The sequence below is a fragment of the Burkholderia sp. IO2 genome (genome assembly GCF_029522185.1).
GTDB lineage: Bacteria > Pseudomonadota > Gammaproteobacteria > Burkholderiales > Burkholderiaceae > Burkholderia > Burkholderia cenocepacia.
Genome location: NZ_JAKWFH010000001.1, coordinates 119,061 through 141,795, shown reverse-complemented (window position 1 = coordinate 141,795; position 22,735 = coordinate 119,061). Strand labels below are relative to the sequence as shown.

20 protein-coding genes are annotated in these 22,735 nt (G+C 68.5%); 7 read left to right on the top strand and 13 right to left on the bottom strand.

The window, feature by feature from the left end; translation table 11 throughout:
• Nucleotides 1–52: 52 nt before the first annotated feature.
• Nucleotides 53–1,327, top strand: coding sequence for an amino acid permease (locus tag MMB92_RS00610; protein ID WP_212111040.1), 1,275 nt, complete (start codon nt 53–55; stop codon nt 1,325–1,327).
• Between the two features lie 95 nt (nt 1,328–1,422).
• Here MMB92_RS00610 and MMB92_RS00605 read toward each other — a convergent pair whose 3' ends face one another.
• The 4 genes from MMB92_RS00605 to MMB92_RS00590 all read right to left on the bottom strand — a co-directional run bounded on the left by MMB92_RS00605 (nt 1,423) and on the right by MMB92_RS00590 (nt 4,087).
• Entirely contained in the window at nt 1,423–1,719 is a 297-nt protein-coding gene (locus MMB92_RS00605; RefSeq protein WP_012493280.1) for an XRE family transcriptional regulator, read from the bottom strand.
• A 74-nt stretch (nt 1,720–1,793) separates the two neighbouring features.
• A complete protein-coding gene (locus MMB92_RS00600) occupies nt 1,794–2,153 on the bottom strand; it encodes a type II toxin-antitoxin system RelE/ParE family toxin (RefSeq protein ID WP_012493279.1) in 360 nt (119 codons plus the stop codon).
• Between the two features lie 132 nt (nt 2,154–2,285).
• On the bottom strand, nt 2,286–3,272 hold the full coding sequence (gene pcaQ, locus MMB92_RS00595; RefSeq protein WP_006495024.1) for a pca operon transcription factor PcaQ: 987 nt from the start codon (nt 3,270–3,272) through the stop codon (nt 2,286–2,288).
• Between the two features lie 77 nt (nt 3,273–3,349).
• On the bottom strand, nt 3,350–4,087 hold the full coding sequence (locus tag MMB92_RS00590) for a helix-turn-helix transcriptional regulator (RefSeq protein ID WP_006481688.1): 738 nt from the start codon (nt 4,085–4,087) through the stop codon (nt 3,350–3,352).
• A gap of 120 nt (nt 4,088–4,207) precedes the next feature.
• On the opposite strand from MMB92_RS00590, the gene MMB92_RS00585 reads away from it, so the two are divergent.
• From MMB92_RS00585 to pcaG, 3 genes are all read left to right on the top strand, one after another.
• A complete protein-coding gene (locus MMB92_RS00585; protein ID WP_062885493.1) occupies nt 4,208–4,774 on the top strand; it encodes a YiiX/YebB-like N1pC/P60 family cysteine hydrolase in 567 nt (188 codons plus the stop codon).
• A gap of 275 nt (nt 4,775–5,049) precedes the next feature.
• A complete protein-coding gene (gene pcaH, locus MMB92_RS00580) occupies nt 5,050–5,757 on the top strand; it encodes a protocatechuate 3,4-dioxygenase subunit beta (protein WP_006489685.1) in 708 nt (235 codons plus the stop codon).
• Between the two features lie 3 nt (nt 5,758–5,760).
• Nucleotides 5,761–6,354 carry a protocatechuate 3,4-dioxygenase subunit alpha gene (pcaG, locus tag MMB92_RS00575; protein WP_059723260.1) on the top strand — a complete coding sequence of 198 codons (594 nt, stop codon included), beginning with the start codon at nt 5,761–5,763 and terminating at the stop codon, nt 6,352–6,354.
• Between the two features lie 467 nt (nt 6,355–6,821).
• Here pcaG and MMB92_RS00570 read toward each other — a convergent pair whose 3' ends face one another.
• The 9 genes from MMB92_RS00570 to MMB92_RS00530 all read right to left on the bottom strand — a co-directional run bounded on the left by MMB92_RS00570 (nt 6,822) and on the right by MMB92_RS00530 (nt 17,125).
• Nucleotides 6,822–7,601 carry a helix-turn-helix transcriptional regulator gene (locus tag MMB92_RS00570; protein WP_006489688.1) on the bottom strand — a complete coding sequence of 260 codons (780 nt, stop codon included), beginning with the start codon at nt 7,599–7,601 and terminating at the stop codon, nt 6,822–6,824.
• Between the two features lie 194 nt (nt 7,602–7,795).
• Nucleotides 7,796–8,623, bottom strand: a complete 828-nt coding sequence (locus MMB92_RS00565; RefSeq protein WP_058903024.1) for a M55 family metallopeptidase — start codon at nt 8,621–8,623, stop codon at nt 7,796–7,798.
• Nucleotides 8,620–9,702: a P1 family peptidase gene (locus MMB92_RS00560; protein WP_058903023.1), complete on the bottom strand. Its 1,083-nt coding sequence runs from the start codon at nt 9,700–9,702 to the stop codon at nt 8,620–8,622. Before MMB92_RS00560 ends, MMB92_RS00565 begins: the two co-directional genes overlap by 4 nt.
• Nucleotides 9,702–10,595, bottom strand: coding sequence for a glutathione ABC transporter permease GsiD (gene gsiD / locus MMB92_RS00555; RefSeq protein WP_006482629.1), 894 nt, complete (start codon nt 10,593–10,595; stop codon nt 9,702–9,704). Before gsiD ends, MMB92_RS00560 begins: the two co-directional genes overlap by 1 nt.
• A 7-nt stretch (nt 10,596–10,602) precedes the next feature.
• Nucleotides 10,603–11,523, bottom strand: a complete 921-nt coding sequence (gene gsiC, locus MMB92_RS00550; RefSeq protein ID WP_006482634.1) for a glutathione ABC transporter permease GsiC — start codon at nt 11,521–11,523, stop codon at nt 10,603–10,605.
• A gap of 67 nt (nt 11,524–11,590) precedes the next feature.
• Complete coding sequence (gene gsiB, locus MMB92_RS00545) at nt 11,591–13,153, bottom strand: glutathione ABC transporter substrate-binding protein GsiB (RefSeq protein WP_080330930.1); 1,563 nt, start codon at nt 13,151–13,153, stop codon at nt 11,591–11,593.
• A gap of 102 nt (nt 13,154–13,255) precedes the next feature.
• The gene (locus tag MMB92_RS00540; protein ID WP_058903022.1) at nt 13,256–15,160 is read right to left on the bottom strand and encodes a dipeptide ABC transporter ATP-binding protein; all 1,905 of its coding nucleotides are present in this window, start codon (nt 15,158–15,160) and stop codon (nt 13,256–13,258) included.
• Between the two features lie 25 nt (nt 15,161–15,185).
• Nucleotides 15,186–16,184: an isoaspartyl peptidase/L-asparaginase gene (locus tag MMB92_RS00535; protein WP_006482631.1), complete on the bottom strand. Its 999-nt coding sequence runs from the start codon at nt 16,182–16,184 to the stop codon at nt 15,186–15,188.
• Entirely contained in the window at nt 16,181–17,125 is a 945-nt protein-coding gene (locus tag MMB92_RS00530) for a MurR/RpiR family transcriptional regulator (RefSeq protein ID WP_006482638.1), read from the bottom strand. The genes MMB92_RS00535 and MMB92_RS00530 overlap by 4 nt, the downstream gene beginning before the upstream one ends.
• Before the next feature lie 471 nt (nt 17,126–17,596).
• Between MMB92_RS00530 and MMB92_RS00525 the strand changes: the two genes are divergently transcribed.
• The 3 genes from MMB92_RS00525 to MMB92_RS00515 all read left to right on the top strand — a co-directional run bounded on the left by MMB92_RS00525 (nt 17,597) and on the right by MMB92_RS00515 (nt 22,618).
• Complete coding sequence (locus tag MMB92_RS00525) at nt 17,597–18,868, top strand: MFS transporter (RefSeq protein WP_006482633.1); 1,272 nt, start codon at nt 17,597–17,599, stop codon at nt 18,866–18,868.
• A 27-nt stretch (nt 18,869–18,895) separates the two neighbouring features.
• A complete protein-coding gene (locus tag MMB92_RS00520; protein WP_277562457.1) occupies nt 18,896–21,316 on the top strand; it encodes a glycoside hydrolase family 31 protein in 2,421 nt (806 codons plus the stop codon).
• A gap of 114 nt (nt 21,317–21,430) precedes the next feature.
• Nucleotides 21,431–22,618: a porin gene (locus MMB92_RS00515; RefSeq protein WP_060265792.1), complete on the top strand. Its 1,188-nt coding sequence runs from the start codon at nt 21,431–21,433 to the stop codon at nt 22,616–22,618.
• Nucleotides 22,619–22,735 lie beyond the last annotated feature (117 nt).

Genomic DNA, 22,735 nt, shown 5'->3' with positions numbered 1-22,735 from the left:
CAGGCTTGCGCGCGTCGTCCATACAGAACAAGTTTTCCGGAGACTGCCGCTCATGCCTTCGCATGCCGATTCGCCCGCTGCTCACCACGCGGGTTCGCTGACCATTTTCCAGGGCGCCGCGCTTTATATCGGCGCGGTGCTCGGCACCGGCGTGATCGCGTTGCCCGCGCTCGCCGCCGAAGTCGCGGGGCCGGCGTCGCTGCTCGCGTGGGCGGCGCTCGTCGTGCTGTCCGGGCCGCTCGCGGCCACCTTCGCCGCACTCGGCGCCCGCTATCCCGATGCGGGCGGTGTGTCCACCTACGCGCGGCGCGCATTCGGCCCGAAGGCTGCGGCCATCGTCGGCTGGTGCTTCTACTTCGCGGTGCCGGCCGGCGCGCCGGCTGCCGCGATGTTCGGCGGCGCATACGTCGCAGCCGTCACGGGCGGCGGACACACGACGATCATTGTCACGGCCGCCGCGCTGATCGCGACCGTGTCGGCCGCGAATGCATTCGGCGTCACCGTGTCGGGCCGCATGCAGCTCGTGTTGTCGGTGCTGCTCGTCGCGCTGCTGCTCGCCGCGGTGCTTGCGTCGGCCCCGCATGCGCGCACCGCGAACCTGCGTCCGTTCGCCCCGCACGGCTGGCTCGCGGTCGGCCAGGCCGCCGCGCTGCTCGTGTGGAGCTTCGCCGGCTGGGAAGCGATCACGCATCTCGCCGCCGAATTCCGCCGGCCCGCACACGACATGCCGCGTTCGGCTGGCATCGCGGTCGTGGTCGTCGGGTTCCTGTATCTGTCGGTTGCCGCCGCGAGCGTGACGGTGCTCGGGCCTTCCGCGGGCGCATCGGGCGCGCCGCTCGCCGAACTGATCGCGGGCGGCATCGGCGGCCATGCGCAGGTGTTGGCGGCGGCTGCCGCGCTGCTGCTCACGCTCGGCACGATGAACGCGTATTTCGCGGGCGCGGCCAAACTCGGCGCGGCGCTTGGCCGCGATGGCGCGTTGCCTGCGTGGCTCGCGCAAGGCAGCCAGGTGGGCGGCGTGCCGCGCCGCAGCCTCGGCGTGATCGCGGCGCTCGCGGCCGTCGCGCTGGCCGCCACGGCGCTGTCGGACGTCGGGCCGAAGCCGCTCGTGCTCGTCACGTCCGGCTGTTTCGTGATGGTGTACGGGCTCGGCGCGGCGGCCGCGCTGAAGCTGCTGCCGCGCGGCGGCATCGCGTACCGCTGCGCATGGATTTCGCTCATTGCGGTGGCCGGGCTGTTCGTGACGACCGGCTGGTATTTCCTGTGCCCGCTGCTGCTCGCGGGCGGCGCGTTGCTTTACCTGCAGGTCACCAGCGCGCGTCGATGACCCAGCATGCGCACGCGGGCCGGCACCGGCCCGCTCGCCGCCCCGCCACGTGAACAATCACGTCGCTCCGTCCGCGCGTCATTCGTTCGCGCCGGTCAGGCCGGCACCAGCTCGAAACTGAGCCGCTTGCCGAGCGCGGCGGCCGCGCTCGCGAGCGTCGCCAGCGTGAGGCTCGTGTCGGTTTCGTCGAGCAGACGGTTGAGCGCGGCGCGGCTGGTTTTCATCCGCGCGGCCATCGCCGTTTTCGTGATCTGCTGCGCCTTCATTTCCTGCCCGATCTGCCACGCGATCACGCGCTTGATCGCGGTGGCGGTGGCTGCTTCGAGATTGCCGTCCGCTTCGAGGAAAGCGTCGAAATCGCTGCCGATATACGGATTGTTCGTGGTCGTCATGTCGTACTCCAGGTGCATGGCGTTGCCGGCTGCCCGACCGTCGAAGACGGTGTGCTCCAGCGTAACCGGGGAATTCAGATGGCGCGCGTCAGCGTTTTCAGGCGCGCGACGGTGACGTCGAGATCGTCCGACGGCGTGGCCCGCGACTGCTTGAAGAAGCCGTGCAGCAGCACCATCGTGTCGCCGACGACCGTGAACAGCACGCGTGCGCTTCGCCCCGGCACCGTCACGCGGATCTCCCACAGATCCTTCGCCATCTTCCGGACCAGCGGCATGCCGAGCGGCCAGCCGAGTTGAACGGTCTTGATCTCTTCGCCGATCGCCCTTCGCTCCACTCGCCCGAGCGCGTTGAGCCATTCGCGCACCGGCTCGTGGCCGCGGGCCGTCCGGAAGAACCGCACGCCGAGCGTGACCTGAATCTGCTGTCTCGCCATCGTCTTGTTGCCAATCGTATCAAAAACGGTACGATATGCCAAGCACCCGATGACGGCTACTGACCGGATGGCCAGTCCCGCAGCAAGAAAGAGAAAGGAGATCGGGTCCGGCGCATCGCCAGGCCCGATGGATCAACGCTTGCCGCGAGCAGGCTTGCGCGCCGTGCGTGGTGCCCGATGCGGTCGCGCATCGCCGAACCGCGACCGAGCGATGTCGCGCACCGCGTCGATCAGCGTCCGCGCGACCGGCGACGGCTGCGCATCGGTACGCAGCACGAGCCCGACCGGCTCGTCGGTGCCCGCCGACGGCAGCGGCAGGCGCGCCAGCGCACCGGCCGACAGATCGTATTCGGCGGCATAGAGCGGCACGAACCAGACCGCATCGTTCTCGAGCGCCAGCGCGCGCGCAACCGATACCGACAGCACCTCGATGAACGAATCCAGCGGCGGCGCGCCGCATGCGCCGAGCAGTTGCTCGGCCGACTGGCGGATCAACGTGCCGAACGGCGGCAGCACGACCGGATAGCGCGCCAGCTCGGCGGCCGGCGCCACGCTCGCGAGCAGCGGATGCCCGGCGCGCACGACCGCGACGAGCGGCTCGTTGTACAACTGCTCGAACGCGAGCCCGATCATTCGCTCCGGCTCCGACAGCCGGCCGATCGCGCATTCGATCGCGCCGGATTTCAGACGCTCGAGCAACTCGGCGTTCGCGGCCGTCGCGATCCGCACGACGATACGCGGCCAGCGCGCGGTCAACGCCTTCATCAAGGCCGGCGCAAGCGAGGCCGCGACGGTCGGCAGCATGCCGATTTCCAGCGTCGCGGCGGCGGCCCCGCCCTCGCGCGCCAGCAGCCCGACGCCCTGACGCAGCGCCAGCACGCACGCATTCGCGTGCGGCATGAACAGTTGCGCTTCGCGGGTCGGCTGCGCGCCGTGCCGGCCGCGCTCGAACAGCTTCACGCCGAGGATCGCCTCCAGCTCGGCGATCGTCTTCGACACGGCCGGTTGCGTGATCGACAGGCTTTCGGCCGCCTTCTGCACGCCGCCCAGCTGCGCGACCGCGAGAAAACACTGCAGGTGCCGGAATTTGACACGGCCGTCGGCGATACGGTTATTCATAACGGGTGGTTATGCGAATGACGATGAATCGCCATTTTGCATAACTTTCCGGAAAGGCCCAAGCGTTCGGGACGACGTCACCCGTGGCGCCGCAGCGCGTGGAATCCGGTCGGCTCCCAGATCCGTTTCGCGATCAGCAGGGCCGTGCCGTGCTTCTGCCCGAGCGGCGCGGACGACGACTCGGCATGCAGCGCCGCGGCCTTGCTGGCGAGCCGCCGCAGTTCCTGTTCGAGCTCAGCGGCGGCCGCGTCGGTCAGCATCCCCTGCAGGAACGTCATCGTCTCGCCCGGGCCGTCGAAGCGGCTGCCGAGAAAGTCGTCGAGCACGTGCGCATGGAAGTAGCGGCGAATCGGGCCACCCGGCAGCCAGTCGAAATCGCGCGCGACGCGCACGCGAATCCGGTCGCCGGGCAACAGCGCGATCACGTTCATCCGGTCGAGCATCAGCAGATATTTCACGCACTCGGCCTGCGTAAGCCGATAGGCCGACACGATGTCCTGCACGGTCCAGTAGTTGATCGCGCAGACGGCGACGAGCAGCAGTTTCTCGTCCGACACGAGCAACGCCTCCTGCGCCTCGGTCAGCACGCGCAGGCGCGGCGCGGACGCCGACGCTTCCTGCACGAGCTCGGCGAGCGTATAGCCGAGCAGTTGCGCGATCTCCGCGACGCGCTCCAGCGTGAAGCGGCCGCTCGCGAACAGCCGCTTCACGCTCGTCTCGGAGACGTCGAGCGCACGCGCGACGTCCCGGTAAGTCATTCCCTGCGCCTTCAGCTGGCGCTTCAGCGTTTCGATGAGTTGGGCAGTCTCGGTCATGTTGGTATCGAAAAATGATGCTCGTGGTCGGATATTAGGCTACTCGCGTATCCGCATCAGCACTTTTGGATACTTGTCTGCATAATCCGCTCCGTCCTGTCATGCAACGACGGAGCCGAAATGACCGCCCGAATCGACACAGCCGCCTGCGAACCGCACCACGCCGCCCCGCGCGATGCACGCGCCACCGATCGCACGATGCCGCTCGCCACCGTACGCACGCTGGCCGCCGGCGCCCACGTCGGCGATCTCGTGTTCATCCGCGAGCGAGCCGGTGCACCGGATGCCGCGACGGGCGCGGCCGGCGCGTGGGCCAACCGCTTCGGCATCGTCGTCGATACGTCGGGCGACGAACCGGCGATCGCGGAGTCGACGGCATTCGGATGGACGACGCTCACGCCGCTGTCGCGTTTCGTCGCCCGGACCGACGGCGGACGCATCGCCCTGGCGCGCCGCGTCGCGGCGGCATCGGCCGACGCGCAACGCCACGTCCACGCGCTGGCCGAACGGCGAATCGATGCGCTGCTCGGCAGTCGCTTCAACCTGCGCGCGCGGCGCGGTTTCTGCGCGCAGTACGTGGCCGAGGTGCTCGGCGCCGGCCACGCGGCGACACCGTCGGCCCTGCTGCGCAGCGGCACGCTGGCGCTCGAATTCGACGGGATCGTGTTCGACGCCCGTCAGCCATGACGACGGGCACGCTCGGGGAGACCGGATAACAACGAGAACAAAAGAAAAAACAGCGACGGGCTGGCTGGAGGGCCGTGCACGGGGTCGTCACCGACGACGCGAAGCCCGATCGTTTTTTCCGCTGGACAGGCTTCCTGTCCGGCGGAATTTTCATTGCCTGGACGAACATAACGAGCGGTTATGCGATTCGCGAAAAAAGGTCATTTTGCATAACTTTCCGGATTGGCTAAAGTCGTGGCCATCCACTTCGCGAAATACCTATCAGGAGACGCCCGATGGATTCCCCCACGATCCTCACGCCGCGCGACTGGCCGTCGCATCCGGCCTATGTCCACCCCGAGTACCGTTCGTCCGTGAAACGCGGCCCGACCCGCCCGCTGATCCCGCTGAAGGAGAAGTTGCGCGACCAGTACGCGCCCGTCTACGGCGCGGAAGATCTCGGCGCGCTCGACCACGATCTGACGAAGAACGCCGTGAAGAACGGCGAGCCGCTCGGCGAGCGGATGGTCGTCACCGGCCGCGTGCTCGACGAAGGCGGCAAGCCCGTGCGCAACACGCTCGTCGAGGTGTGGCAGGCCAATGCGGCCGGCCGCTACGTGCACAAGGTCGACCAGCACGACGCGCCGCTCGACCCGAATTTCCTCGGCGCCGGCCGTTGCCTGACCGACGACGAAGGCCGCTACCGCTTCCTGACGATCAAGCCCGGCGCGTATCCGTGGGGCAACCATCCGAACGCGTGGCGCCCGAATCACATCCATTTCTCGCTGTTCGGCGATTACTTCGGCTCGCGTCTCGTCACGCAGATGTATTTCCCCGGCGATCCGCTGCTCGCGTACGACCCGATCTTCCAGGGCACGCCGGAAGCCGCGCGCGATCGGCTGATCTCGCGCTTCTCGATGGACATCACCGAAGAAGGCTATGCGCTCGGCTACGAATTCGACATCGTGCTGCGCGGCCGCGACGCCACCCCGATGGAGCGCTGAACCATGACGACGCTGAAGCAAACCCCTTCGCAGACGGTCGGCCCGTACTTCGCGTACGGCCTGTGCCCGCAGCAATACGACTACGACCTGAAAAGCCTGTTCACGCCGACGATCGCCGCGGCGCACGCCGAAGGCGAGCATGTGCTGCTGGTCGGGCAGGTGTTCGACGGCGACAACAACGTGGTCGGTGACGCGGTGCTCGAATTCACGCAGGTGGACGGCGCGGGCCGCTACCCCGCGTCGCGCGACGACATCGCGACATCCGGCTTCACGGGCTTCGCGCGGGTCGGCACGGGCACCGACCCGCAGCAGCGCTTCGTCGTCGAGACGGTGAAGCCGGGCCGCGTCGCCGCCGACGAGGCGCCGCACATCAACGTGACCGTGATGATGCGCGGCATCCTCACCCATGCGTTCACCCGCGTGTACTTCGACGACGAAGCCGCCGCGAACGCGGTCGACCCCGTGCTCAACGCGGTGCCGGCCGAGCGCCGCGCGACGCTCGTCGCGAAACGCGATGCGCAGCCGGGCCGCCCGGTCGTCTACCGCTTCGACATCCGCATGCAGGGGCCGGAAGAAACCGTGTTCTTCGACGTTTGACGCACGCGCCGGCGCTTGCCGGCTCCGTGCACCGGGTACAACCGCATCGCCGTGTGGCGCGATCCCGACAGGCATCGCGCCACACGGCGTTTTTGATGCGCCGTCGCGATCATTCGATGGTGCGCCGCATCGTGACCGACGCGGCTGCGGATGATTGCCCCATCGGCTTTCCGCCCCGATATCGAACGCGCGATTGAAACGCGTGCTGCAACAGCACATCAATCATGGGGCCGACACGATATCGTTTGCGCGTTATACGGCGTATGCTTCGTTATCCGCAACACACCGGCATGATTAAATCGTAATAAGAAACAATTGCATGCGTCATGCGCGACGCTGCCCAGCCGGCGGCCCGCGCATTTTTTCAGACAGAGTGCCTTTAAACGCGTCTGGCCGAAGGTGGCGGACGCGTATTTTTTTGGCGCGGCGGCCCGCGTACCAGCAGAGCTTGCGGCGGGTCGCGGCGCCTAGCGACGCATCTCCAGATAGCGGCTCGGCGTATCGCCCAGGATGCGGCGAAACGCCGACGTGAACGCACTCGCGCTCGCGTAGCCGAGATCGAGCGCGACGCGCGTCACCGGCTGCCCGTCGGTCAGGCGGGCAATCGCCGCGAGCATGCACACCTGCTGGCGCCATGCGGCGAAACTCACGCCCGTCTGCGCGCGGAACTGCCGCGTGAACGTGCGGCGGCTCACGCCCGCGTCGGCCGCGACCCGGTCGAGATCGGCGTCGATCGACGGCGCCGCGAACAGGTGGCGGCACACCTTCGCCAGCCGTGCGTCGGCCGGCAGCGGCGCATGCAGCGAAAGGCGCGGCATCGTCGCGATTTCCGCGACCAGCAGATCCATCAGCTTGCCCGCGCGGCCGTCGACGTCGTACATCGCCGGCAGGTCGACCGCATCGTCGAGCAGTTGCCGCAGCAGCGGCGACACGCCATATACGCCGCACTGGGCCGGCAGGCCGGCCGCCTGCGCGGCATCGATGGATACGAACGCGTTGAGCATCGTGACCGGCCCGGCCATCGTCATTTCGTGCCGCACGCCGGCCGGCACCCAGCACGCGCGCTGCGGCGGCACCAGCCAGCGCCCGTGCGGCGTCGACACGCTGATCGTGCCGCGCGACGCGAACGCGAATTGCCCGCGCACGTGCGCGTGATCCGGAAACGTCGTGCCCGCCGCGAAGTCGTTGGCGAGCACGACCACGCTCCGGGGAATGTGTTCGTAGGGATCTAGCAGCGTATTTCTCACGGCTCGAATTCCATCATCAATGATCCGATATCAAAGGCCGGTTACCTTCGAATGATCCACGATCCGCTCCACGTCCGGTCAACGCAACCCCGCTCGCGCTGGCCGCGACGATGGAAGCATTCCCGCTCGCCGCGACGGCCCGCCCGACCGCGTCGCGCTCGGCCGCGCGCCGGCGCACATCGTCACGGCACGCGTCAACGCAGCATGAACGACATCGCCGACAGGCTGTTCAGCGTGCGCACCACATGCTCGACCGACGGCCCATCGAAACGCAGCGTCACCGCATCGACGCGCTCGAGCGACGGCAGCACGCAGAACAGGTCGGCGAGCGCGGCCGTCTGCACGCGCAGCGTGCACGCCGCCGGCGCCGGTCGATGCGCGCCGGCGCGCACGCCGGCCGACAGCGCCCGCGCGACCGTTTCGCGCGCGGCGGTCGCGATCCGCGCACACGAGGCGGCGGGCGTCAGCGTCTCGCCGCTCGACGCGCCGCCGGCCGTCTTGACCGTCTCGACACGCGCGTCCGGAAACAGCGGCTGCGTTTCGTCGGCGAATACGTCGTCGCCGGTCGCGAGCGCGACATGCGCGCCGTATTCGCGCGCCAGCGCGCCGTACAGGCCGGCCTCGCCGAGCTCGACGCCATTCAGCCACACCTGTGTGAACGCAAAGCTGTTGATCGTGTGCGCGAGCACGCCACGCGTCTGCGATTTCGCGTGATAGCCGATCATGAACACGAGATCGGGCTGCTGTTCGAGGCCCGCCATCATCCCGAGCGGGCGCGGCTTGCCGAGCACGACGCGTGCGCGCGCATCGAGTCCGTCGGGCAGCAGGTTGCGAAAGCCGCCATGCGAATCGTTGACCCAGACGGCCTGCGCACCGCCCGCGAACGCGCCTTCGATCGCCGCGTTCGCCTCGGCGGTCATCCAGCGGCGCGCGCGTTCGTATTCCGGATTGCCGGCGCGCGTCTGCTCGACGGCGAATACGCCGGCGACACCCTCGATGTCGGTCGAGATCAGGATCTTCATGACTGGGTCAAACGTCCTTCGTTGTCTTCGTTGAACAGCCGGGCGAGATCGGGCACCGCGTCGCGCAGCGCTTGCCGCACGTGGCCGTCGCGCCCCGCGACCGTCACCGCCTGCAGCAAGGCGTCGGCGATCGCGTGTTCGACGCTTTCGGCCGCGGCCATGAACAGCGGATCGAGCGCCGCATCCGCGACGAGGGCCGGCAGCGCGATCGTCGACGCGTCGTGCGCGATCGTGTAGGCGGTCGAGAACGCGAGCGCGATGTCGCCGCTGCCATGCCCGTAGACGGAGCCCGTACGGGCCAGCCCCGCCCCCGCGCGACGCGCGAGCCGCGACAGCTGCCGCGCGTCGAGCGGCGCATCGGTGGCCAGCAGCAGGATGATCGAGCCCTGCTCGGGCGGCGCAGCGTGCGCCGCTTCGGCCGCGCGCCGTTGCGCGACGATGCGCCCGAGCGGCACGCCGCCGAGCGTCAGCATCGGCAGCCGGCCGAAATTCGCGAGCACGAGCGCGCCGACCGTATAGGGGCGGCCGGCCGCGACGGCCACGCGCGACGCCGAACCGATCCCGCCTTTCAGGTCGAAGCACGACATCCCGCGTCCGGCGCCGACCGCGCCGCGGACGACGTCGCGCGACGCCGCGCGGCACGCGTCGTCGTAATGCGCGGCGGTGACCGCGAACACCTGGATGTCGTTCAGGTAACCGTCGTTGCACTCGAACACGAGCGGATTGACGGTCGACCAGTCTCGGCCGATCCGCGGATTCGCCGCGATCGCCGCGCGGATCTGCGCCTGGGCGACCGCGCCGACGCCGAACGTGTTGGTCAGCGCGATCGGCGTGTCGAGCGTGCCGAGTTCGTCGACCTGCACGAGCCCGACGCTCTTGCCGAAACCGTTGATCACGGCGGCCCCCGCCGGCACCTTGCTGCGGTACACGTCGCCCGGATGCGGCTTCACGACGGTCACGCCCGTCTGCACGTTGCCGGCATCCAGCGTGCAATGGCCGACCGTCACCCCCGGCACGTCGGCGATCGTGCCGCGCGGCCCGGCCGGCAGCGTCGCCGTCCACATCGGTGCAGCCCGCATCAACGGCGCTCCAGCTTCGGGTCGAGCGCGTCGCGCAGCCCGTCGCCGAGCAGGTTGAACGCGAGCACGGTCAGGAAGATCGCGAGACTCGGGAACACCGCGATGTGCGGCGCCGTCACCATGTCCGCGCGCGCCTCGTTGAGCATCGCGCCCCACTCCGGCGTCGGCGGCTGCGCGCCGAGCCCGAGGAACGACAGGCTCGCGGCGGTGATGATCGACGTGCCGATCCGCATCGTGAAGTAGACGACGACCGACGACACGGTGCCCGGCAGGATGTGCCGCATGATGATCGTCCAGTCGGACGCGCCGATGCTGCGCGCGGCCTCGACGTAGGTCATGTGCTTGAGCATCAGCGTGTTGCCGCGCACGAGCCGCGCGAACGCCGGGATGCTGAAGATCGCGACCGCGCAGATCACGTTGACCATCCCGTTGCCGAGGATCGCGACCACGCCGATCGCGAGCAGGATGCCCGGGAACGCGAACAGCACGTCGGCGATGCGCATCGTGATGCGGTCCCACCAGCCTTCGTAGTAGCCGGCGAGCAGCCCGAAGAACGTGCCGATCACCGCGCCGAGCGCCACCGAGAAGAAGCCGGCCGCGAGCGAGATGCGCGTGCCCGCGACGATCCGGCTGAAGATGTCGCGGCCGAGCGAATCGACGCCGAACCAGTGCACGGCCGACGGCCCCGCGTTCAGCGCGTCGTAGTCGAAATAGTTCTCCGGATCGAACGGCACGATGTGCGGGCCGACGAACGCCAGCACGACGAGCGCCAGCACGAAGCCGCCCGCGACGAGCGCGACGGTCTGCTTGCGGAATTTGCGCCAGAATTCGCGCCACGGCGTGCGGATCGCGGTCGGTGCGGCCGGCGCCGCGGTCTGGACAGTCGCGTTCATGCGCGCCTCACTTGAACCGGATGGTCGGGTTGATGACCGCGTACAGCACGTCGACGGTCAGGTTGATCAGGATGAATTCCAGCGAGAACAGCAGCACGATCGCCTGGATCACCGGGTAGTCGCGCATCGTCACCGCGTCGACGAGCAGGCGGCCGAGCCCCGGCCAGTTGAACACGACCTCGACGACGATCGAGCCGCCGAGCAGGAAGCCGAACTGCAGCCCCATCATCGTGACGACCGGGATCATCGCGTTGCGCAGGCAGTGCTTGAGCACGACCATCGGCTCGTGCACGCCCTTCGCGCGTGCGGTGCGCACGAAGTCCTCGTTCAGCACCTCGACGAACGATGCGCGCGTGAAACGCGCCATCACGGCCGCGACCGCCGCGCCGAGCGTCAGCGACGGCAGCACGTAGCTCTTCCACGAGCCGTCCGGCACGACCGGCAGCCAGCCGAGCTTCACCGAGAACACTTCCATCAGCAGCATGCCGAGCGCGAACGCGGGAAACGAGATGCCCGACACCGCGATCGTCATCCCGAGGCGATCGGGCCAGCGATTGCGCCAGACCGCCGACGCGATCCCGATCGCCATGCCGAGCAGCGTCGACCACACCATGCTGACGAGCGTCAGCATCAGCGTCGGCATGAAGCGTTCGCCGATCTCGGTCGAGACCGGCCGCTTGCTGCGCGTCGACATGCCGAAATCGCCGTGCGCGATCTTCGTGAAGAAATTCGCGAACTGCGCGGGCAGCGGCCGGTCGAGCCCGAGATCGGCGCGCACCAGCGCGACCGTCGCGTCGTCGGCTTCGGGGCCGGCCGCGAGCCGCGCCGGGTCGCCCGGCAGCAGGTGCACGAACAGGAACACCAGCACCGCGACGATCGCGAGCGTGGGCAGCAGGCCGAACAGGCGTTTGACGAGGAAATTCAGCATGGGACACCGATCGAATCAGCGCACCGGCGGCTCGCGCCGCCGGCACTGCGTGGCGGGCAAACCGCCGTCATTTCAGCGAGATCTCGTCGAAGTTGAACGAGCCGTCCGGCATCACGTACGCGCCCTGCAACCGCTTGCTGCGCGCATACACGATCTTCTCCTGCACGAGGAAGATCCACGGCGCATCGGCCCAGATCTGCTTCTGCGCGTCGGCGTAGAGCTCGGCCTTCTTCGTGCGGTCGACCGTCTCGAGCGCCTTCGTCAGGTCGCCGTCGACCGTGTCGCTCTTGTAGTACGCGGTGTTGACGAGCTTCGGCGGCGCCGACGCGCCGGCCAGCAGCGGCGTGATCGCCCAGTTCGCCTCGCCCGTCGACGACGACCAGCCGATGTAGTACATCCGCACCGGCGCCTTCGCCGGATCCGGCGCGCTCTCGACCTTCGCGACGCGCTCGCCGGCTTCCAGCGCCTGCACCTGCACCTTCACGCCGACCTGCGCGAGCTGCTGCTGCACGAACTGGATCGCCTTCTGCGACGTCGAGTTGTTATAGGCGGACCACAGCGTCGTCTCGAAACCGTTCGGATAGCCGGCTTCCTTCAGCAGCGCACGCGCCTTCGCCGGATCGTACGGCCAGGGGCCGAGCTTCGTCGCGTAATCGACGCCCTGCGGCACCACGCCGGTCGATGGCGTCGCGAAGCCGGAGAACGCGACCTTCGCGAGCGCTTCCTTGTTCACCGCGTAGTTCAGCGCCTGGCGCACCTTCGGGTTGTCGAACGGCTTCTGCAGCATGTTCAGCGAGACGTAGCGCTGCACGATCGACGGCCGCTCGACGACGTCGACCTTTGCGTTGCCCTTCAGGTCGGCCGCCTGCTCGAACGGAATGCGGAACGCGAAATCGGCTTCGCCCGTCTTCATCAGCGCCGCGCGCGTGTTGTTGTCGACCACCGGCTTCCAGTCGATCGCGTCGATCTTCGGATAGCCCTTCTTCCAGTAGCCGGCGAACTTCTTCACCTTCAGGTCGTCGGTCTGCTTCCATTCGACGAACTCGAACGGCCCGGTGCCGACCGGATGCAGCGCGATGTCGCGGCCCCACTTCTTCAGCGCGGCCGGCGAGATCATCACGGCCGACGGGTGCGCGAGCGTGTTGATGAACGCCGAGAACGGCTCGCGCAACGTGACCTTCACCGTGGTCGGATCGACGACCTCGGTCTTCTCGATCACGCGGAACATGTTGTAGCGCTTCAGGTGGTTCGCGGGATCGGTCACGCGGTCGAAGTTGGCCTTCACGGCCGCCGCGTTGAAATCGGTGCCGTCGTGGAACTTCACGCCCGGGCGCAGCTTGATCGTGTACGTCTTCGCGTCGGGGCTGGCCTCGTAGCCGGTCGCGAGCACGTTGACGAGCTTCATGTCCTTGTCGAAGCCGAACAGCCCCTGGTAGAACGACTTGACGACGGCCTGCGACACGGTGTCGTTCGCGTCGTACGGGTCCATCGTCGTGAAGGTCGAATCCACCGCCATCACCGCGGTCTGCTGCGCGAACGCGGGCAGCGCGGCCGACAGCGCGAACGCGCCGGCGAGCGCGACGAAGCAGGCGCGCGGACGAAACATCGGAAACGGATGCTGCTGGGTCATTTTGCTGGGCTCCTATCGGTGAATCGGTGACGCCTCACGGGCGTTTCGGTTTCGACTGCCTGCTGATTCGCGCGCCGTCATCGCGGCGCACGACTCCACCACTCAATACGCGCCGCCGACGCGATGCGTCGCGACGTAATGATCGGGACCGACCGCGACGAGCGGCGCGACGACCGGCTCGTCGCCGACCGCGCGGATCGGGCTCGGAATCTCGTCCGCCGCGAGCTGGCGCGGCGCATGCCGGCGCGCGGGATCGGCGACCGGCACCGCGCTCATCAGCTTCTTCGTGTACGGATGCTGCGGCGCCTCGAACACCGCGCGGCGCGGGCCGAGCTCGACGATCTGGCCCAGATACATCACCGCGACGCGATGGCTGACGCGCTCGACCACCGCCATGTCGTGCGAGATGAACAGGTACGCGACGCCGAGCTCGCGCTGCAGGTCGAGCATCAGGTTGACGATCTGCGCCTGCACCGACACGTCGAGCGCCGACACCGACTCGTCGGCGATCACGACCTTCGGGTTCAGCGCGAGCGCACGCGCGATCGCGATCCGCTGGCGCTGCCCGCCCGAGAATTCGTGCGGATAGCGGCGCGCGGCTTCCGGCGGCAGGCCGACCTTGTCGAGCAGCCAGTCGACGCGCGCCTGCGCCTCGGCGCCGCTCGCGACGCCGTGCACGAGCAGCGGCTCCATGATCGAGAAGCCGACGGTCAGGCGCGGGTTCAGCGAGGCGAACGGGTCCTGGAAGATGAACTGGATGTTGCGGCGCAGCGCCTGCAGGTCCGGGCCCTTCAGCGCGCTGATGTCGCGGCCGTCGAATTCGATCGAGCCGCTTTGCGATTCGACGAGGCGCAACAGCGAACGACCGGTGGTCGACTTGCCGCAGCCCGATTCGCCGACGAGCGCGAGCGTCTCGCCCGCGCGCAGCTCGAAGCTCACGCGCTCGACCGCATGCACGTATTGCGACACACGGCCGAACACGCCGCTCTTCACCGGAAAGCGCGTGACGAGATCGCGCACGCGCAGGATCGGCGGCGCGGCGTGATCGACGGGCGGCTGCGCGTCGTTCGCGGCGGGCGCCGTGGTCGGGGCCGGCGCCGTCGCGCTGGTGCCGTCCACCTTCAGCAGCGGGAATTTCTCGGGGGCGTCGGTGCCCTGCATCGAGCCGAGCCGCGGCACGGCCGCGAGCAGCGCGCGCGTGTAGCGATGCGCGGGCGTCGCGAAGATGCGGTCCGACTCGCCCTCCTCGACCTTCTCGCCGCGGTACATCACGAGCACGCGGTCGGCGACTTCGGCCACCACGCCCATGTCGTGCGTGATGAAGATCACGCCCATGTTCATTTCGTCCTGCAGCCCGCGCACCAGTTGCAGGATCTGCGCCTGGATCGTCACGTCGAGCGCGGTCGTCGGCTCGTCGGCGATCAGCAGCGCGGGCCGGCACGACAGCGCCATCGCGATCATCACACGCTGCCGCATCCCGCCCGACAACTGGTGCGGATAGCGCGCGAACACGCGGCGCGCTTCCGGGATGCGCACCAGATCGAGCAGCCGCAGCGCCTCCGCGCGCGCTTCGGCCGTGCCCTTCGACTGGTGCAGCGCGATCGCCTCACTGATCTGGTCGCCGACGGTGAACACCGGGTTCAGCGACGTCATCGGCTCCTGAAAGATCATCGCGATGTCCGCGCCGCGGATGCCGCGCATCGTCGCGGCACTCGCCTGCGCGAGATCGACCAGCGCGCCGCCACGGCGCCGGAACGCGATCCGTCCGCTCGTGATCTCGCCGCCGCCGTGCTCGACGAGGCGCATCAGCGCGAGCGACGTGACCGACTTGCCCGAGCCCGATTCGCCGACGATCGCGAGCGTCTCGCCGCGATCGACGTGAAACGACACGTTGCGCACCGCGTCGAACGTCGCGCCTTCGCGGCGGAACGTGACCGACAGGTCGTCGACGGCCACCACGCGCTGCTCGGGCAGCGCCAGCGGCGACGGGTTACGGCTCGAAGTCATGCGTGTCTCCTCGTGCGATCCGGAATCAGGCCGCGTCGTCGCGGTAGATGCCGACGACCGGCGCTTCACCGACGCGCGCGTAGCCGCGGTACATCCCTTCGGTGTTGAACGGCATCGCGACGTTGCCCTGTGCGTCGACCGCGATGATCCCGCCGCGGCCCGCGAGACGCGGCAGCTTGTTCATCACGACGTCGTGCGCGGCGTCGGCGAGCGACGCGCCGCGATACGCGATCTGCGCGGCGACGTCGTAGGCCGTCGCGAGCCGCATGAACATCTCGCCGGTGCCCGTCGACGAGACCGCGCAGGTCGCGTCGTCCGCGTAGCAGCCGGCGCCGATGATCGGCGAATCGCCGACGCGCCCCGGCTGCTTGTTCGTGATGCCGCCCGTCGACGTCGCCGCCGCGATGTGGCCGTTCAGGTCGCACGCGACCGCGCCGACCGTGCCGTGCTTGCGGTCCGGATCGAGCGGCTCGGCCGGCTGCGGCTGTTGCTGCGACTGGCCGAACACGAACGTCGCCGCATCGTGATCGAGCATCGCGCCGGCCGCCGCGCGCGCCTTCACCCACTGCGCATGCCGCGATTCGGTGTCGAAGTAGCCGGGTTCCGCGAGTTCGAGCCCCTGCGCGGCGGCGAACGCATCGGCGCCCGCGCCGGCGAACAGCACGTGCTCGCTCGCCTCCATCACGCGCCGCGCGGCGAGCACCGGGTTGCGCACGCGGGTCGCGCAGCAGATCGCACCGGCGCCGAGCGTCGCGCCGTCCATGACCGCCGCGTCGAGTTCGTGCTTGCCTTCGGCCGTATACACGGCGCCGCGCCCGGCGTTGAACAGCGGGCAGTCCTCGAGCATCCGCACCGCGACGGTGACGGCGTCGAGCGCGCTGCCGCCATCGGCCAGCACGCGCTGCGCGGCCTGCAGGATCGCGGTGAGTTCGGCGCGGTACCGACGTTCGGTGTCGGTATCCATCGCTTCGCGCAGGATCGTGCCTGCGCCGCCGTGAATCGCGACGATCGCGGGTGAAGTCATGATTTTTTCGGACGTGGGGAAGAAGGGTTGGTGGCCGGCAGCGCCGCTTGCGGCTGCACGAGCCACGGCAGCAGGAATTCGGTCATCTCGGCGGCGGATTTCGCGGACCGGTGCGTGCGCAGCGCGACCGCATCGATCAGCGCCTCGATCATCGTCAGCACGGCGGCTTCCGACGTGGCCGCGAAACGCCGTTCGGCCTTGACGTACAGGTTCAGCGACGCGATCGGCGCGAGCGGCGATTGCGGGCCGTCGGAGATGCCGAGCACGCGCGCCCCGCGCGCCGCCGCGCGACGGGCCAGCTCGATCGTGTCCTTCACGTAGCGCGGAAACGCGAGCGCGATCACGAGATCGCGCGAATCGGCCGTGTACAGGCGCCGCGCCGCGTGCGACGGGCCGCCGAGCAGCGCGAGCGACTGCACGCTGTCATGGCAGACGGACAGTCCGTGCTCCATCAGGCCGGTGAGAAACGCGCTCGACCCGGCGCCGAGAATCAGCACGCGCCGCGCGCCGACGATCGCCTCGACCGCCGCCTCGACATCGGCCGCGTCCAGTTGCGCACGCGTGTTCTCGATGTTGGCGGCAGCCTGGTCGAATACCGCGTCGATCCACGCGGCGCCGCGCACGCCGGACTCCTGCTCCTGCGCGGAACGCAGCCGTTCGACCGGTCCGAGCGTGGCCTCGAAGCCGCGCACGAGCGCGGCGCGCATCGCCGGATAGCCGTCGAAACCGAGCGCCTTCGCGAAGCGGTTCGCGGTCGCGATCGATGCATTCACGGCCTGCGCGAGCTCGTCGATCCGCATCGTCGCCGCGCGAAACGGGTTCGCGAGCACGAACTCGCCCATGCGCCGGTGAATCGGCGTCATCAACGGCATCGCCGACGCGATCCGCTCGGCGATCGCGGGTTCGTCGTGACTGACATCGTGCGGAACGAGAGGCGTCATGCGAAGGGTCGTTGCAAGGTGGATGAAAATCAATTTACACAATCTATCTCGAAAAAAGAAATAAATTTTCATCAGGGTTGTCACGCCCCGCCGGGTGTCCATCGACCGTCCGGAAGATCGCCCGGCCCCGCCGCACGGGCCTCTGGCGGCCGAGCGCCGGGTGTCGCCGCTCATCGGCTTGCCGTCCGCCATCGGGAAAACCCCGAGCAGGTTCGTTCGAATGCAGATTCACGTTGACCGGATTCGCATTCGAACATAGGATGTTCGAAAATGATCAGTCGTCAGATAACATTGCAGTTTGATGACGGCGGAATGTTCGCTCGAACACCGTGATTTCGATATAAACCGGGTAAAACCGGCGCGCATCAAGATCGGACATCGTACGAATAAACGAAACGAGCCATCTCGAATGGATGGCCCTCACGGACCGGGCAGGCGCCGCGCGCCCGCCCTGCCTGACAGGAGACAGCAGTGAAGACAGTCAAGGCGTTGCGCTGGTGGATCATCGTGCTCGTGTGTCTCGGCACGATCCTCAACTACCTCGCACGGAATTCCCTCGCGGTGCTCGCGCCCGAACTCAAGCAGGTGTTCGCGATCTCGACGCAGCAGTACTCGTACATCGTCGGCGCGTTCCAGATCGGCTACACGATCATGCAGCCGGTATGCGGGTTCATCGTCGATCTGATCGGGCTGCGGCTCGGGTTCGCGCTGTTCGCGATGCTGTGGTCGGTGGTCGGCGTCGCGCACGGCTTCGCGTCGGGCTGGCTGTCGCTCGGCATCCTGCGCGGCTTGCTGGGCCTGTTCGAGGCCGCCGCGATTCCATCGGGGATGAAGGCCGTCGCCGAGTGGTTTCCCGATCGCGAGAAATCCGTCGCGGTCGGCTACTTCAACGCGGGCACGTCGCTCGGCGCCGCGATCGCGCCGCCGCTCGTCGTGTTCCTGTCGATGCGGTTCGGCTGGCAGGCCGCGTTCATGGCCACCGGCGCGCTCGGGTTCGTGTGGGCCGCGCTGTGGTACACGCAGTACCGTTCGCCGGCCGCTCATCCGCGCATCACGCCGCAGGAGCGCACGCTGATCCGCGACGGCCAGGCCACGATGCCGCCCGTGTCGACGCGCCGCATCCGCGACGTCGTCACCGCCCGGCGCTTCTGGGCCATCGCGCTGCCGCGCTTCTTCGCGGAACCCGCGTGGCAAACTTTCAGCTTCTGGATTCCGCTGTACCTCGCGACCGAGCGCCACATGCCGCTCACGCAGATCGCGGTGTTCGCGTGGATGCCGTTTCTCGCGGCCGACCTGGGCGGCATCGCGGGCGGCTACCTGTCGCCCTACCTCGCGAATCGCTTCAAGCTGCCGCTCGTGTGGTCGCGCGTCGCGGGCGTCGCGCTCGGCGCGCTGCTGATGCTCGGGCCGGCGATGATCGGGCTCGCGTCGTCGCCGTACACCGCGATCGCACTCTTCTGCGTCGGCGGCTTCGCGCACCAGATGATCTCCGCGCTCGTCAACACGCTGTCGGCCGACGTGTTCGACCCCGAGGAAGTCGGCACCGCGAGCGGCTTCGCCGGGATGGCCGCGTGGATCGGCGGCCTCGGCTTCTCGCTGCTGGTCGGCGCGCTCGCCGACAAGATCGGCTATGCGCCGCTGTTCGCGTGCCTCGGCCTGTTCGACATCATCGGCGTCACGCTGCTCGCGGTGCTGATCCGCGGCCAGTCGAAGCAGGAACGCCTGCTCGCGCAGCACGCCTGATCTCCGCCTTTACCAGGAATCGCATTCATGACTTCGCTTCTTCATCCGCCCGTGTTCCGCGTCGACAGCCACCACGCGAACCGTGTGCTGCTCGCGTCCGATACGGGCGCCACCGTCGAAATCTTCGTGCTCGAGGACGACATCGTGCGGGTGCGCGTGCTGCCCGACGCGACCGCGCGCAACCCGCGCACGTGGACCATCGCGCCCGGTCTCGACGACGTGCCGCTCGACGGCCGCGACCGCCTCGACCTGAGCGACTTCACGCTGCCCGGGTACGAACTGACCGAGGACGACGACGGCGTGCGCATCGAAACCGCGCGGATCCGGCTCGCGGTGCGCCGGCAAGGCGGCCATTGCACGTGGTCGATGCGCGGCGCGGATGGCGCATGGCGCGTCGCACTCGCCGACCGCGCGACGCAGGCGTACAACTTCGGCTGGTGGGACGACCGCGTGTATCACTACGTCGCCCGCGAGCGCGGCGACCAGGTCTTCGGCCTCGGCGAACGCGCGGGCGAACTCGACCGCACGGGCACACGCTTCGAGATGCGCAACATCGACGCGATGGGCTACAGCGCGAAACACACGGACCCGCTGTACAAGCACATCCCGTTCTACATCACGTGGTCGCCCGATGCATGCCAGGGCTTCGGGCTGTTCTACGACACGCTGTCGGACTGCTCGTTCGACATGGGCCGCGAGCTCGACAACTATCACGGCCCGTACCGCTATTTCGTCGCCGAGCACGGCGATCTCGACTACTACTTCATCGCGTCGCCCGATACGCCGCTCGCGGCCGCGCGGCGCTTCACGTGGCTGACCGGGCGCCCCGCGCGCACGCCGAAATGGGGGCTCGGCTATTCGGGCTCGACGATGAGCTACACCGATGCGCCGGACGCGCAGCGGCAGATGAACCAGTTCGTCGAGCAGTGCGACGCGCACGACATCCTGTGCGATTCGTTCCACTTGTCGTCGGGCTATACGTCGATCGGCGCGAAGCGCTACGTGTTCAACTGGAACCGCGACAAGTTTCCCGATGCGAAAGGTTTCGTGCAGCACTATCGCGACCATGGCATCCGCCTGTGCGCGAACATCAAGCCGTGCCTGCTGCGCGACCATCCGGCCTTCGACGACGCCGCGCAGCGCGGGCTGCTGATCCGCTCGGCGTCCGGCGAGCCCGCGTGGGTGCAGTTCTGGGACGAAGTCGGCGCGTACCTCGACTTCACGCAGCCGGACGCATACCGCTGGTGGCGCGAGCAGGTCACGTCGGCGCTGCTGGAATACGGGATCGAATCGACCTGGAACGACAACAACGAATACGAGATCTGGTCGCCCGACGCGATCGCGCACGGCTTCGGCCAGCCGTTCCCGGCGCGCGAAGCGAAGGTGCTGCAGACGATGCTGATGATGCGTGCGTCGCGCGACGCGCAGCGCGCGCATGCGCCGGCGCGGCGGCCGTTCCTCGTGTCGCGCTCCGGCGGCGCGGGCATGCAGCGCTACGTGCAGACGTGGTCCGGCGACAACTACACGTCGTGGGAAACGCTGCGCTACAACCTGAAGATGGGCCTCGGGCTCGCGCTGTCGGGCGTGTCGAACATCGGCCACGACATCGGCGGCTTCTCCGGCCCCGCGCCGTCGCCGGAACTGCTGCTGCGCTGGGTGCAGTTCGGCATCTTCATGCCGCGTTTCAGCATCCATTCGTGGAACGACGACGGCACCGTCAACGAACCGTGGATGTACCCGGAGATCACCGCGCAGATCGCGTCGCTGATCAAGCAGCGCTACCGGCTGCTGCCCTACCTCTATCACCTGCTGTGGCTGTCGACGACGCGCTACGAGCCCGTGCTGCGGCCGACGCTCGCCGATTTCCCCGGCGATGCGCGCTGCTACGACGCGTGCGACGACATGATGCTCGGCGACGCGCTGCTGGTCGCGCCGGTCGTCGATCCCGGCCAGACCGAGCGCACGGTGTATCTGCCGTCGGGCGCACGCTGGACCTGCTGCGCGAGTGCGCAGTCGTTCGACGGCGGCGCGAGCGTGACGCTGCCCGCACCGCTCGACACGCCGGTGATGCTGCTGCGCGAAGGCCGCGTGCTGCCGCTGAACGTCGCGGAACAGCATTTCGGGGCGCGCGCCGACACGCGCGGCTTCCTCGTCGCACCACGGATCGAGGATGGCGTCGCGTATGGCGAATGCGTCGAGGACGACGGCGAGACGGAAGCATGGCGCGACGGCGAATACGGACTGTGGCGCATCGAGACCGGCCGCGAGGCGTCCGGCGTGCTCGGCGTGTCGGTCCGCTGGGACGGCCGCCCGGCGCGCCCGGCCGAGCGCGTCGAGATCCTGCTGCCCGCGTCGCTGCAAGGCCCGGTGACCGTGCGCGGCGCACGTGTCGAGCAGGATGCGCGGGACGGCGCATGGCGCCGCCTCGTCGTCGCGTTCGACCGCTGAACCACTGAATCGCAAGCAGCCCCGATCAGGCGGGCCGTTCGCGCGGTCCGCCGCCTGCCACAGAGGAGGCATTCAACCTCCCCTTGAAAAGATGAAGCACCCCGGAGATCGACAATGAAAGCACCCGTCAACCGTTATGCAATCCTCATTTTATCGACCGCGTCGCTCGGTACGACCGCCGCTCATGCGCAGAGCAGCGTGACGCTGTACGGCGTCGTCGACGATTCGCTCGCGTACGTGAACAACCAGCAGGGACATTCGAACGTCTACATGCGCGACGGCAACCTGTACGCGTCGAAGTTCGGGCTGCGCGGCGACGAGGATCTCGGCGGCGGCACGCACGCGATCTTCGACCTCCAGGCCGGGTTCAACCTGAATACGGGCGCGCAGGCCGCCGCCGGCACGATCTTCAATCGCCAGGCCTTCGTCGGCCTGCGCAACGCCAGCTACGGCACGGTCACGGCCGGCCGCCAGTACACCCCCTACTTCCTGTTGGTCGGCCCGTACGCGTCGAGCAGCTGGCTGACCGGCGCCACCGGGGCCCATCCGGGCGACATCGACGGCCTCGACACGACGATCCGCGTCAACAATTCGGTTACCTATACGTCCCCGACCTTCGCCGGGCTGACCGCGAGCGCAATGTACGCGTTCGGCGGCATTGCCGGCGCGACCGGCAAGGGCAACACGTTCAGCGCCGCGCTGCGCTACGCGAACGGGCCGGTCGGCATCGCGGCCGGCTACCTGCGGATCAACAGCTCGGGCTCGTCCGCCGGCTTCCTGAATCCGGCCACCGCGTCGTCGGGCAGCTTCGCGGTGTCCGTGCTGAACCAGGGCTACCTGAGCGCGAAAGCGGTCGAACAGGTGGCGGCGGCCGGCAACTACACGCTCGGCGACCTGACGCTGGGGCTCAACTATTCGAACGTGAAGTACTTGCCCGGCAACGGCTCGGCGTTCACCGACACGGCAGTGTTCAACACCTACGGCGCGCTTGCCGCATACCGCTTCACGCCGACGTTCTCGGTGGCCGGCGCCTTCGCGTACACGCTCGCATCGAAGGCAAACGGTGTCGCGAGCGCGGCCCGTTATCAACAATATTCGCTGAAGGAGTCGTACAGCCTGTCGAAACGCACGACGCTCTACGCGCTGCAGGCGTACACGCATTCGAGCGGGCAGACGCTCGGCGCGCAAGGCGCCGGCCACATCGTCGACGCGGCGCCGATCGTCGGCGATTCGCAGCAGCTCACGCCGTCGACCACGCACGGCCAGTTCGTCGGCATGGCCGGGATCGCCGTCACGTTCTGAAACCCGCCCGGCGGCGCCTTCGGCGCGCCGCCTGTGCCCGGACGATACGCATGCCGTGCGTGCCCGTCCGGGCGCCCGATCCGCGTTCGCCGCTGCCTTCGCGCCGCCGTTTTCCCC

Excerpts from the sequence above, each read along its gene's own strand:
- MMB92_RS00610 (WP_212111040.1), top strand. The coding sequence starts at position 53 with ATGCCTTCGCATGCCGATTCGCCCGCTGCTCACCACGCGGGTTCGCTG.
- MMB92_RS00605 (WP_012493280.1), bottom strand. The coding sequence starts at position 1,719 with ATGACGACCACGAACAATCCGTATATCGGCAGCGATTTCGACGCTTTC.
- MMB92_RS00600 (WP_012493279.1), bottom strand. The coding sequence starts at position 2,153 with ATGGCGAGACAGCAGATTCAGGTCACGCTCGGCGTGCGGTTCTTCCGG.
- MMB92_RS00565 (WP_058903024.1), bottom strand. The coding sequence starts at position 8,623 with ATGAAGATCCTGATCTCGACCGACATCGAGGGTGTCGCCGGCGTATTC.
- gsiC (WP_006482634.1), bottom strand. The coding sequence starts at position 11,523 with ATGCTGAATTTCCTCGTCAAACGCCTGTTCGGCCTGCTGCCCACGCTC.
- MMB92_RS00585 (WP_062885493.1), top strand. The coding sequence starts at position 4,208 with ATGACCGCCCGAATCGACACAGCCGCCTGCGAACCGCACCACGCCGCC.
- MMB92_RS00520 (WP_277562457.1), top strand. The coding sequence starts at position 18,896 with ATGACTTCGCTTCTTCATCCGCCCGTGTTCCGCGTCGACAGCCACCAC.
- MMB92_RS00560 (WP_058903023.1), bottom strand. The coding sequence starts at position 9,702 with ATGCGGGCTGCACCGATGTGGACGGCGACGCTGCCGGCCGGGCCGCGC.
- gsiD (WP_006482629.1), bottom strand. The coding sequence starts at position 10,595 with ATGAACGCGACTGTCCAGACCGCGGCGCCGGCCGCACCGACCGCGATC.
- MMB92_RS00535 (WP_006482631.1), bottom strand. The coding sequence starts at position 16,184 with ATGACTTCACCCGCGATCGTCGCGATTCACGGCGGCGCAGGCACGATC.
- pcaG (WP_059723260.1), top strand. The coding sequence starts at position 5,761 with ATGACGACGCTGAAGCAAACCCCTTCGCAGACGGTCGGCCCGTACTTC.
- MMB92_RS00590 (WP_006481688.1), bottom strand. The coding sequence starts at position 4,087 with ATGACCGAGACTGCCCAACTCATCGAAACGCTGAAGCGCCAGCTGAAG.
- gsiB (WP_080330930.1), bottom strand. The coding sequence starts at position 13,153 with ATGACCCAGCAGCATCCGTTTCCGATGTTTCGTCCGCGCGCCTGCTTC.
- pcaH (WP_006489685.1), top strand. The coding sequence starts at position 5,050 with ATGGATTCCCCCACGATCCTCACGCCGCGCGACTGGCCGTCGCATCCG.
- pcaQ (WP_006495024.1), bottom strand. The coding sequence starts at position 3,272 with ATGAATAACCGTATCGCCGACGGCCGTGTCAAATTCCGGCACCTGCAG.
- MMB92_RS00515 (WP_060265792.1), top strand. The coding sequence starts at position 21,431 with ATGAAAGCACCCGTCAACCGTTATGCAATCCTCATTTTATCGACCGCG.
- MMB92_RS00540 (WP_058903022.1), bottom strand. The coding sequence starts at position 15,160 with ATGACTTCGAGCCGTAACCCGTCGCCGCTGGCGCTGCCCGAGCAGCGC.
- MMB92_RS00530 (WP_006482638.1), bottom strand. The coding sequence starts at position 17,125 with ATGACGCCTCTCGTTCCGCACGATGTCAGTCACGACGAACCCGCGATC.